10 protein-coding genes are annotated in these 12,480 nt (G+C 32.1%); 5 read left to right on the forward strand and 5 right to left on the reverse strand.

What is annotated here, in order from left to right; all coding sequences use genetic code 11:
* The first annotated feature begins 58 nt into the window (after window positions 1–58).
* The 3 genes from HXZ74_RS02085 (at window position 59) to HXZ74_RS02095 (ending at window position 2,587) form a co-directional block, all read left to right on the forward strand.
* On the forward strand, window positions 59–487 hold the full coding sequence (locus HXZ74_RS02085) for a hypothetical protein (RefSeq protein WP_115000237.1): 429 nt from the start codon (window positions 59–61) through the stop codon (window positions 485–487).
* Window positions 488–560: 73 nt separating this feature from the next.
* The gene (locus HXZ74_RS02090; RefSeq protein WP_038335798.1) at window positions 561–1,826 is read left to right on the forward strand and encodes a putative DNA modification/repair radical SAM protein; all 1,266 of its coding nucleotides are present in this window, start codon (window positions 561–563) and stop codon (window positions 1,824–1,826) included.
* Window positions 1,826–2,587, forward strand: coding sequence for a TIGR03915 family putative DNA repair protein (locus HXZ74_RS02095; RefSeq protein ID WP_038335797.1), 762 nt, complete (start codon window positions 1,826–1,828; stop codon window positions 2,585–2,587). The genes HXZ74_RS02090 and HXZ74_RS02095 overlap by 1 nt, the downstream gene beginning before the upstream one ends.
* 36 nt (window positions 2,588–2,623) lie before the next feature.
* Here HXZ74_RS02095 and ctlX read toward each other — a convergent pair whose 3' ends face one another.
* The 5 genes from ctlX to HXZ74_RS02120 form a co-directional block, all read right to left on the reverse strand.
* Entirely contained in the window at window positions 2,624–3,562 is a 939-nt protein-coding gene (gene ctlX / locus HXZ74_RS02100) for a citrulline utilization hydrolase CtlX (RefSeq protein WP_038335795.1), read from the reverse strand.
* Window position 3,563: 1 nt separating this feature from the next.
* Window positions 3,564–4,478 carry a dimethylarginine dimethylaminohydrolase family protein gene (locus HXZ74_RS02105; RefSeq protein WP_115000239.1) on the reverse strand — a complete coding sequence of 305 codons (915 nt, stop codon included), beginning with the start codon at window positions 4,476–4,478 and terminating at the stop codon, window positions 3,564–3,566.
* Window positions 4,479–4,556: 78 nt separating this feature from the next.
* Window positions 4,557–5,534, reverse strand: coding sequence for an amidohydrolase family protein (locus HXZ74_RS02110; RefSeq protein ID WP_125349365.1), 978 nt, complete (start codon window positions 5,532–5,534; stop codon window positions 4,557–4,559).
* A 149-nt stretch (window positions 5,535–5,683) separates the two neighbouring features.
* Entirely contained in the window at window positions 5,684–5,956 is a 273-nt protein-coding gene (locus tag HXZ74_RS02115; protein WP_115000242.1) for a hypothetical protein, read from the reverse strand.
* Window positions 5,957–5,999: 43 nt separating this feature from the next.
* Entirely contained in the window at window positions 6,000–8,234 is a 2,235-nt protein-coding gene (locus HXZ74_RS02120; RefSeq protein ID WP_280061450.1) for a RelA/SpoT family protein, read from the reverse strand.
* Window positions 8,235–8,596: 362 nt separating this feature from the next.
* Between HXZ74_RS02120 and HXZ74_RS02125 the strand changes: the two genes are divergently transcribed.
* Together HXZ74_RS02125 and HXZ74_RS02130 are read left to right on the forward strand one after the other, a co-directional pair.
* A complete protein-coding gene (locus tag HXZ74_RS02125; RefSeq protein WP_286473602.1) occupies window positions 8,597–10,504 on the forward strand; it encodes an AMP-binding protein in 1,908 nt (635 codons plus the stop codon).
* Between the two features lie 95 nt (window positions 10,505–10,599).
* Entirely contained in the window at window positions 10,600–12,471 is a 1,872-nt protein-coding gene (locus tag HXZ74_RS02130; RefSeq protein ID WP_280061452.1) for an Nramp family divalent metal transporter, read from the forward strand.
* The last annotated feature ends 9 nt before the right edge of the window (window positions 12,472–12,480 follow it).

The raw sequence follows: 12,480 nt of genomic DNA on the forward strand, positions 1-12,480 counted from the left end.
GATTATTTAACTAAATGTCATTAAATTTATTCAAATCAATCATTTAACTTCATCTATTATGATCAATAATGTGCAAGAATTTAATCGACTTTTTCAGTTATACCAAAAAGATAATCGTTTCAATTTGTACATAAATGATTATCCTAAAAACGAATTTTTATTTCAATTTTATTCAGATGAAATTGAAGATTTGAATATAGAATATGTTGATTCTACTTCAAATTCTATCAAGAAAATACATAATTATCGCTCAAAATTAAGTGATTTTTTTCAGCCCGAAGAGCTTCCAACATTAGAGATTAAATCAATTTCTGGTTATTTTAGTCATTTTGATTTTTATTTTATGACCAATGAAAAAACCTTTGTATTTAATTATATTCATCGCGATTTTTTATCTCAACTAATTGATATTCTTCTTGCTGAATTAGATTGTAATTTTATCAGCCGATTAAAGACTGAACTTTTAATCAATTTAGAATATGATTAATTTTTTTGTTAAACTTTTTTCAGCGACATTGTTTGACTTTTAAAAGAATTCATTTTGCTTAAAGCAAAGTAGAATGAATTTTGATCGAATTAATGAAAAGTTGAGCATCTTAGCAGATGCAGCGAAGTATGATGTTTCGTGTTCATCGAGCGGAAGTAAAAGACAAAACCAAAACAAAGGCTTAGGAAATGCATCTATGTCGGGGATTTGCCATTCGTTTACAGAAGATGGTCGATGCGTTTCTTTACTCAAAATTCTATTGACGAATCATTGTATTTATGATTGTGCTTTTTGCGTTTCTCGAAAAAGTAATGATGTAAAACGTGCTGCTTTTACAGTGCAAGAAGTGGTTGATTTAACGATTAATTTTTATCGTCGAAATTATATTGAAGGTTTATTCTTAAGTTCTGGAATTTTCAAAAATACTGATTTCACGATGGAACGCTTGCTTTTGATTGCGAAAAAGTTACGTCTTGAAGAGAATTTTAATGGATATATTCATCTCAAAACGATTCCTGGAGCGAGTGATGAATTATTGAAAGAAGCTGGTTTATATGCTGATCGAATGTCCATAAATCTCGAAATGCCAACAGAAGAAGGACTTAAATTAGTTGCACCAGAAAAATCACACGAAGATGTAAAAAAACCTTTAGGATTTATTCATCAACAACGAGTTGAGTTTAATGCTGAACGAAAATTAATCAAATCTACTCCAACCTTTGTTCCTGCTGGGCAATCTACACAAATGGTAATTGGTGCAACGCCCGAAAATGATATGCAAATTATGTATACAGCAAATCAATATTACAATGATTTCCAGTTAAAACGTGTGTATTATTCAGGTTTTATTCCAATCAATCACAATGATAATATGTTGCCGTCTATCGGAACTCAACCACCTTTGTTACGAGAGAATAGACTGTATCAAACAGATTGGTTAATGCGTTTTTATCAATTTGATGTAACGGAGATTCTTAATCAACAAAATCCTCATTTGGATACTGATATTGATCCAAAATTGAGCTATGCTTTACGAAATTTACATCTTTATCCGATTGATATTAATACAGCCGATTATCATTTAATTCTACGAATTCCGGGAATTGGTGTTCAATCTGCGAAGAAAATTGTTACCGCTCGAAAGTTTGGGAAAATCTATTCTTATCAATTAAAACGTCTTGGAATTGCTTACAATAGAGCAAAATTTTTCATGACGTGTGCAGATGATCAATTTCAACAAAAAGATTTGCTTGGTTCGCAAATTAAAAATAGAATTTTGAGTTTTAGTAAAAGTAAATATCTTAAAAATCAGCCAAATCAATTAAATCTTTTTGACTAATGGAAATTTATGTTTTTGATAATAGTTTTGAAGGTTTTTTAACGCTGATTTTTGATTATTATGTTAGAAAACCGAAGCAAATAAAAGTAGTTTCTGAAAGAGATTTTTTACCATCGATGTTTGATGAAGTTTATACTGTGATTACAGATGAAACAAAAGCAAAAAGAGTACATAAAAAACTAAAAGACAAACTAAATAAAACCAGTTACAAAGCTATACAAGCTGTTTTCTTGTCAGAAGAAGCTGAAGCCTACGAAAAGCTGTTTTATTATTGTTGTTTAATCATAAATGAAACAGCTGCAGTTCAATTAAATTATGGAAATGATTATGTTTTTTATGTCATGAAAATGTATCGATCAGTTCATCGAGAAAAGCATCATCATGAAGCATTTATCCGTTTTGAAAAGATTAATCAAGATTTATTTTTTGCGAAAACTGATCCAAAATATAATGTTTTACCTTTAATTATTAATCATTTCAGAAAAAGATATGCTGACCAGAATTGGATTATTTACGACACGATTCGAAAATATGGAATTTATTATGAAAAATCTTCTGGAAATGTTCAACAAATACAATTAAATTTTACACCAAAATCTTCAACTGCTCTAACTGAATACATTGATGTAAATGAAAATTTGTACCAAGAATTGTGGAAATCTTATTTTAATTCGACAACAATCGAAGCAAGGAAAAATTCGAAGTTACAAATCCAAATGATGCCCAAACGTTTTTGGAAACACTTGACAGAGTATAACTAAAAAAGGCTACGAAATTTGTAGCCTTTTGTGTATTTTTTATTTCTTTGGTAAGAAAACTTCCGCCATCATACAACGGGCACTTCCTCCACCTAATTTTTCAATCAAATCTATCTTAACAGGTAAAATTGGGTTATAAGCCTCAATTTTAGAAATTTGTTCTTGATTAAGCGAATTATAAGCCGTTTGCGACATCACCAAATATGATTGTCCTAAACCACCTACTTGCAACATATTTCCAGCAAATTGATGCATTTGCGCTTCTGTAATTGCAATAATTTCTTTTCCAGCTTCTAATAAGTACTCACAAACCGCTTTCTTTTCTTTTTTATCATCGATAGAATCTAAACAAATAATCGCATATTTATCTGCAATACACATCATTACATTGGTGTGATAAATCGGTTTACGTTCTCCATTTACAGTTTGATTCGCATGAAAAATAACTGGTGTATATTCTAATTCCTCACAAAATTCAATCAATAAATCTTCGTCAGTTCGTTGAGAAATACATGCATAAGCCAGTTCATGTTCACGATCAAGAATAATACTTCCTGTTCCTTCCAAGAAAATTTCGTCTTCTTCTGCCGATGTAAAGTCAATTACATCATCTATATGAAAACCTTTTTCTTCCAACAAACTCAATACATCTTCCTCACGACGCTCTTCTCTCCTGTTTTTTGCAAACATCGGATACAACACTACATTTCCGTTATCGTGAAAAGAAATCCAATTGTTCGGAAAAATAGAATCTGGCGTATGTGGCGAAGCAGTATCTTTGATCGTGATAACATTTACACCTTTTGAACGCAAAGCAGAAACCATTCCTTGAAATTCTTCTAACGCTTCTTTCTGAATATCTTCTTGAGAATCTGTTGTTTCCGTTTGGAAATAATTATTAACAGCCGTTTCTGGATTGTAATAAAAAGCTGTTGGCTCAACCATCAAAATAGTTGATGTATATTGTTTTTGTTTCATGTTATTTTCTGATTAATGGCATTGTAGAACATCTCAATAAACCTCCCATTTTAGAGACTTCTCTGTAATTAATTCGTTCCACTTTTATGTTCCATACATTTTCTAAATGATCATTTAAACGCGTAAAATTTTTCTCAGAAACAACAACTTCAGGAGAAATTGAAAACACATTAGGATTCATCCAATACATTTCTTCTTTTGTCACTTCGAATAAATTTTCTTTCCCAAAAATATCGACAATTTGCTGATATTCATGCTCAAATAAAAAGCCGTCTTTATAAATAATCGCTTTATCTTTCCCAACAGGATTAAATGTACAATCTAAATGTAAAATTCCTTCGTAAGGATCTTCATCATTCTTTTTCAATTCAAAATCCAAGACGTTTTTATTGGGAAATTTAGCTTTGATATACTCTACAAATTCAACATTTGTGCGTCCTGTTTTATAATTTTTGAAATCAGCTTGTTTGTACGTTCCAACAAAAATATAGTCGTTATACAAAATTACATCGCCACCTTCTACATAAACTTCTTCTGGTAACGCATTGATTTTATTTCCTTTGAATTGACGTTTTATTTCGCGATAGGCTTGTAATTCTTCTAAACGATCTGGAATAATATTCGCGATAAAGAATTCATCTTCAATTACAAAACCGACATCACGAGAAAAAACTTGATTACAATCTTCGATCAATGTTGGACGTAAAACTTCAACATTATATTTCTTCAAAACTTGTTCAAATTCTGACATTTCCGCAATCAAATCTTCTTCTTTTGGATAATCGTTATTCTTTACGGTTTCATAAGATTTTGCATCGAACGTCTGATCAAGTGTAGGATTAGCTCCGTTAGATTCTGCTCGACCCAAGACTACGGTTTGCAGTTGAGCCGTTTCATTCTGTACATTTAATCGCATAATTTATTGTGGTTTTTAATTTTGTGTTCCAAAAAAAATCCCGCAATTGCGAGATTTAATTTTGTATAAATATACATTTTATTTTTGAATTCCTAAAGCTTTCAAGCCATTTACTGTTGCAATATTCGAAAGTTGTTCTACATCATAAAAGTGGCAAGACTCCAGCATTACACGCAGTTCTGTTAACAAATGACCATCAGAAAAAGGTTTGTAAATATCATTAATATTATCTGTTCCGAAGGCAACATTAATTCCTCTTGGAATCATTTCATCAACTGGCGTTACTGAATTGTGCGAAGGTGCCAAACGCTCTGTTCGATTATGATCAATCCATGCAGTTGGACAAGAAACAATGTGCATATCTGCTTTTTTGATTAAATCATATAATTCGTAACGATATTTTCTTGGATGAGCCGCTACAGAAATTGAGTGAACCGCAGAAACTTTTCCTTGCATACCGTGTTCAATCGTTTTCAAAGCTAATTGCTCAGTTTCTTTTTCTTCGTCTGTATTGAATTGATCAACATGAACGTGAACCAATTTATTTTTTGCTTTTGCAGTTGATAATAAAATATCTAAATGCTCGTCTTCTCTACCGAAATCTTTTGCAGGTAAACCACCGATAATATCCACAAAATCAGAAGACATATCAAACCATTCGCGCGCTTTAGGATCAATAACCCCTTTCAACACTTGGTTTGCAAAACGCATTTCGATGTCTTTTCCGTAATTATCTTTTAAGCGTTGAGCTGCTTGTATACTACGATCTTCAATTACTTCATCTGCATCAATAAACGAACCAATTGCTTGACAACCTTGCTCTAACATGAAATTAATTGCTTTTTCCATTCGGAAATAAATATCATCAACAGATGAATTGCGTTTCATATCATCAACTAAATGCCATTTTTCTTTTAGGTAAGAATTAGATAATGCGAAAGTGTCCGAAGTCAATGAATAAGCTCTGTCTAAGTGTGAATGCGTATTAACCCAACCTCCTTTTTCGTTGATTTTTTCAAGTACTTCTTCAATTGGATTATAGTTTTGTTTGTTCATCGTGAGTTTGTTTGTTTTCGGGATGTAAAATTAATAAGATTATTCAAGAGAAATGAAGCGATATTATCAAAAAGATTTGTGTAACTTTGTGCCTTTGTTAGTAACATCAGCGAATAATAAAGTCCAACTAAATGTTGGACTTTTTCTATTTATGATTCTTTTTGTTTTTTCAGAATAATTTCAATCTTGCCATTAGGATATTGTTTTTTATCTGTTTTATTTACAGTAATATATTTTATATCATCTGGATTCATTTTAGTGAAAACACTTTTATCTACTCTTTCTCCATCCACAAAAACTGCTGGATCATTTGATTCTTTAATAACCGAACTATCAAAAATTCCTTTACGTGGAGATTCATTTACATCTTGTGCAAAACTCAACATTGGAAGGAATGCAAAAGCTAATAATAATTTTTTCATAAATCGTTAATTTATATGAAGTTAATCAAATATTTTATAAAAACTAATTTTTATATGTTCGTTTTACAGACTGAATTCCTTCAATATTCTTCAATTCCATCATAATTTTTTCTAATTCGGCTTTATTTTTAACAGAAACCGTAATCTTTCCATCAAAAATACCTGCATCTTCAGACAAATTAATACTATGCATGTTCAATGAATTATTTTTCGAAATAACTAACGTAATATCACTCACCATTCCAGCGCGATCCAATCCTTGTAACTCAATTAACGCTTTGAACTCTTGTTGAGAAGAATCAATCCATTTCGCTTTTATAATTCTGTACGCATAATTTGCTTGCAACGAAACTGAATTTGGACAATCTACCTTATGTACTTTTATTCCTTTTGAAACTGTGATAAAACCATATACTTTGTCACCTGGAATTGGATTACAACAACTCGCTAATTCGTAATCTAAACGCTCTTCATCATTCCCAAAAACAAGACTATCTAATTTCGTTTTGTCTACAGGAATATCATCTTTTTTAGTCGTATTAAATGTTGATTTTCTGAAACGGTTAATTAATCCAGTAAAGCCTGTATTTCGTTCCGCAAATTTGCGCAAATCGTTGTTGTCAATAATTCCCATTGCAACATTATAGAACACATCTTGACTCGAACTTAACTTAAAGTATTGCTGTAACTGATTAATCGTATTTTCACTAAAATCAACCTTTAAGTGTCTTAATTTTCGTTGAATAATTTCTTTTCCATCTTCTGCAACTTTACGTTTATCTGAGTTTAAAGAAGCTTTAATTTTACTTCTCGCTTTACTCGTTACAACATATTCTAACCATTCTAATTTTGGTTTTTGTTGCGTTGAAGTAATGATTTCTACTTGATCTCCACTTTGCAATTGATGCGACAATGGATACAATTTTCCATTCACTTTTGCACCCAAACAATGGTCACCAACGTTGGTGTGAATAGAGTAAGCAAAATCCAACGAACTTGCTCCTTTTGGCAACGAATGCAAGTCTCCTTTTGGCGTAAAAACATAAATCTCTTTGGAGTACAAATTGAACTTGAAATTATCCATAAACTCAATCGCATCCTTTGTATCTTCTTGCTCCAACATTTCACGAACTTGATGAATCCATTCATCAACTTTCGTTTCGTCATCCGAGACATTTTCTTTGTATTTATAATGCGCAGCGATACCCATTTCGGCAACTTCGTCCATTCTTTCAGAACGAATTTGTACTTCTACCCAACGCGCTTGTGGTCCCATAACCGTTACGTGAAGCGATTCATAACCAGTTGTTTTGGGTTGAGAAATCCAGTCGCGCATACGTTTTGGATTTGGAATAAATAAATCCGTTACCAACGAATAAATTTTCCAAGCTAAGAATTTTTCATTCTTTTTATCCGAACGATAAATTACACGAATGGCAAACAAATCAAAAACTTCCTCGAAAGGAATTCCTTGATTAACCGTTTTTCGATAAATTGAATTGATTGATTTTGAACGACCTTTTATCTCAAATTCTAAACCTTCGGCTTCAAGTTTTTCTGAAATAGTCTTACAGAAATCATCAATGTATTTTTTTCTTTCGGCTTCAGTTTCTGTTAATTTATGTTCAATATTAAAATATGCATCTGGTTTAGTGTATTTCAAACTCAAATCTTCCAATTCTGATTTGATGTTATACAATCCCATTCTATGAGCCAAAGGCGCATAAATAAAAATGGTTTCGGATGCTATTTTCAACTGTTTATCCTCGCGCATACTTTCTAACGTACGCATATTGTGTAGACGATCGGCAATTTTGATCAAAATCACACGAACATCTTCAGATAAAGTCAGTAATAATTTTTTATAATTTTCTGATTGTATCGAAACATCTTGTTTATTTAAGACCGCAATTTTTGTTAATCCGTCTATAATTTTTGCAATCTTTTTACCAAAAAGTTTCTCAATATCTTCTAACGTAAATTCTGTATCTTCTACCACATCATGCATCAAAGCAGCGGCAATAGACGTAGCTCCAAGGCCAATTTCGTCGGCTACAATTTTGGCAACAGCAATCGGATGATAAATGTATGGCTCGCCTGTTTTTCTACGCTGATCTTTGTGCGCGTCTACAGCCAAATCAAAAGCTTTACGAATCAGCTTTTTGTCTTCATCTGATAAAGTGACATATGTATTTTGAAGCATCTCTTTATAACGTCTCGTTATCTCAATGTTCTCTCTCTCTAATTGTTCGTCTGTAATAACATGAGGCGTATCCATCTTTCTTATGTTTTTGTTGATTTAGAAAAAAGCGTTAATTCCCTTTATATATCTGCTTTCTTCGAAGGATTAAATATACAATATTTTATTTTTTATAGACTATAATATTCAACTGATTTTATCGCTTATTTTAAGTCATTATTTTTATTCAATATAAATTTATAATGTATTTTTTACACTATTAATTTAACAATAAAAGTTGATTAATACAATCTGATTTTATCAATTTACAATTAAATACTACTTTTTATTGTATAGTTGATAAATATTTAAATGTCCTAAAACAAACATTTTAAACTTTATTATTAATTCTAAACATTTTTCTAACTTAACAAAACAAATAAAACACAACACACACATAAATGGATTACAAAACTTTATACTCAAAAAGTATTGAAGAACCTGAGCTTTTTTGGAAGGAAGAAGCCCAGAAATTAGCATGGTCAACTTTTCCAGAACAAATCTTAAAACAAAATGAAAACGGATATTATTCATGGTTTGTTGATGGAAAAATAAACATGAGTCGTTTGGCTTTGGAGGAAAATATAAAAGCTGGACGTGGTGAACAACTTGCTTTAATTTACGATTCTCCTGTTACAGAAGTTGTTCAAAAAATTACATACAATCAACTTTTAGAAAAAGTGAGTCGATTTGCTGGAGGTCTTACATCATTAGGTTTATCAAAAGGTGATACAGCAATTATTTATATGCCAATGATTCCAGAGGCAATTGTTGCGATGCTTGCTTGTTCGAGAATTGGCGTTATACATTCTGTAGTTTTTGGAGGTTTTGCTGCGCCAGAATTAGCGATTCGTATTGATGATGCGCAACCAGACGTTATTATTTCGGCATCTTATGGAGTAGAAATTAATCGTCAAATTAATTATAAACCATTGATTGATGAAGCAATTGAATTAACGCTTTACAAGCCAAAAAACATTATCATTTTTGAGCGACCAAATCACACCGATGATTTATCAGCAGATAATGTGCATACTTATGATGAAATGTATCAACATCAACCTGCAGAACCTATCGAAGTTTCGAGTACACATCCATTATATATTTTGTATACTTCCGGAACAACTTCTACGCCAAAAGGTGTCGTACGTGATACGGGAGGTTATGCAACTGCTCTAAATTCGACGATGAAATATTTTTATGATTTAGAACCAGGTGATACAATTCTTACAGCAAGTGATATTGGTTGGGTTGTTGGGCATTCTTATATCGTTTATGCGCCATTAATTTATGGTGTTACAACGGTTATTTACGAAGGAAAACCAATCAAAACTCCTGATGCAGGCGCTTTTTGGAGAATGGTTGAAGAACATAAAATCAAAAATATTTTTACGGCTCCAACAGCAATTAGAGCAATCCGAAAAGAAGATCCAGAAGGAAAATTATTCCAAAAATATGATACATCAAGTCTGAAACGTTTATTCTTAGCGGGAGAACGTTGTGATACATCTACTTATTATTGGTTAAAAGAAATTTCAAAATTGCCCGTAATCGATCATTGGTGGCAAACAGAAAGCGGTTGGCCAATGTTAGGAATTTGTGCTGGAGTCGAAAATATAATGCCTGAACCTGGTGCAGCTGGATTGCCTGTTTTTGGCTATAATATTAAAATTGTTGACGACGAAGGTCAAGAAAATGATACGCGAGAAGAAGGTTCTATTGTGATTCAGCTTCCACTTCCTCCTGGTTGTATGACAAGTTTATGGCGAAATGAACACCGATTTATAAAAGGTTATTTTCAACAATTTCCAAATCATTATTTAACTGGTGACGGAGGTTTTAAAGATGAAAATGGTTTTGTATTTATTACAGGTCGAACAGATGATATTATTAATGTTGCTGGTCACCGATTAAGCACTGCAACAATGGAAGAGTTGGTTTCTTCTCATCCTGATATTACTGAATGTGCAGTTGTAGGAATTAAGGATGAATTGAAAGGTCAAATTCCAATCGGATTGATTGTTACAAAAGAAAATGCATCGAAATCGGAAGAAGAAATCGAAAAAGATTTGATTGCTTTATTACGCAAAGAAATTGGCGGAATTGCTTGTTTCAAAACATCTATAATAGTTAGCCGATTACCAAAAACGCGAAGTGGAAAAATATTACGCAAAACTTTATCTCAGATTGCAGACGGAACACCATTCACAATTCCATCTACAATTGATGATCCTACAGTTTTAGATGAATTAATTCACGAATTTTCAAGAAGAAATGTTGGCGTAGCCTTTACAACTTCGTCAATATAATCCATTTATTCATTCACTATTTCTAAAGCAGTATTCTTAGGATTACTGCTTTTTTTGTTCATTTTTACATAAATTTGGATTAGAAATATCATTCAATGCCAAATCAATCAAAATCATTAGAAGATGTGCACGAAAGTGTTCAAATCAAAAAAGGAAAGTTTAGAAAAATTCTAAGTTTTTTTGGACCGGCCTACTTAATAAGCGTTGGTTACATGGATCCAGGAAACTGGGCAACCGATTTAGCGGGTGGTAGTCAATTTGGTTATACTTTGATTTGGGTTTTGTTGATGAGTAACATTATGGCTTTGTTATTACAAAGTTTGTGTACACGTTTGGGAATTGTTCGACGAAAAGATTTGGCGCAATGCAACCGAGAAACTTATCCAAAAGGAATGAATCTCGTCTTGTACATTTTAGCCGAAATAGCAATTGCAGCCTGTGATTTAGCAGAGATTTTAGGTATGGCAATTGGTCTAAATTTACTTTTTGGAATTGATTTAATTTATGGTGTTTTAATCAGTTTCTTAGACACTTTTCTTCTACTTTATCTTCAGAAATTAGGCATGCGAAAAATGGAACTTTTCATTGTTGGTTTAATCACAATGATTGGTTTATGTTTTTTGACGGAAATGTTTTTAGCAAAACCAGATTTTGGAGAAGTTGCAAAAGGATTTATTCCATCTATTCCAAATAGCGCTGCATTGTACATCAGTATTGGGATTATCGGTGCAACTGTAATGCCTCATAATCTTTATTTACATTCTGCTCTCGTCCAAACGCGGCAAATAAAACGAGATGATTTTTCAATCAAAAAAGCACTCAAATATAACTTTTGGGATAGTGCAATTGCTCTAAATTTAGCCTTTTTTGTTAATGCTGCAATCTTAATTTTAGCTTCATCCGTATTCCATAAAAATGGCTATCACGATGTTGCTGAACTAAGTGATGCTTATAGACTATTGGGAACAACTTTAGGAACAGATTTGGCTCCAAAATTATTTGCAGTTGCTCTAATTTTAGCTGGACAAAGTTCAACAGTTACAGGAACTTTAGCTGGACAAATTGTGATGGAAGGATATTTACATTTGCGTATTAATCCTGTTTTGAGAAGAATTTTAACTCGATTATTAGCCGTTGTTCCAGCTGTTGTGGTTATTCTTATTTTTGGTGAAAAAGAAGTTGGATCTTTATTGATTTTCAGTCAAGTTATTCTAAGTATGCAATTGGCTTTTGCCGTAATTCCATTAATTCATTTTGTGAGTGATAAAGCGAAAATGGGGAATTTTGCAATCAATACAACAACCAAATTTTTTGCATGGACAATCGCTTTTATTATTTCATTTCTGAATGCGCAATTAGTGTATGAAGAGGTGAATAAATGGATGACAAATAGTGAATCTTACACTTTAAACATTTTTCTTGTAGCATTAGAAATAGGGCTTTTAGTTTTATTATTGCTGACATTTTTTATTCCAATTATGTTGAAGAAAAATGAAGAAAATCAAAAAGAAATTCATGAACCATTTGAAAAGTTTACGTTAGAAGAAATCTCAAATCAACATTTCAAAAAGATTGTGGTTGCGTTAGATTTTTCGAAAACGGATCGAAAAGTTATCAATTATGCGACGCAATTAGCTACTACTGAATCTGCCATTATTTTGGTTCATATTGTTGAAAGTGCTTCTGCGAAATATACGGGAGAGCGTACGAATGATGAGGAATCTTTATCAGATTTGAAACGTTTGGAACAATATGCAGAAATCATTCGTCCTTTGTTTAATGAAACTAAAATCGAACTAGGTTACAATAATCGAATCAATTCGATTGCTGAAATTTGTAAACGAAATCAAGCAGATTTGTTGATTGTTGGTTCGCACGGACACCGAGGTTTTATGGATTTTATTTTTGGCGAAACGATTAATAAATTAAGACATCGCGTTAATATTCCGGTGTTTATTGCGAAATAATAAAAAGGC

The sequence above is a fragment of the Empedobacter sp. R750 genome (genome assembly GCF_030324345.1).
GTDB classification, from domain to species: domain Bacteria; phylum Bacteroidota; class Bacteroidia; order Flavobacteriales; family Weeksellaceae; genus Empedobacter; species Empedobacter falsenii_C.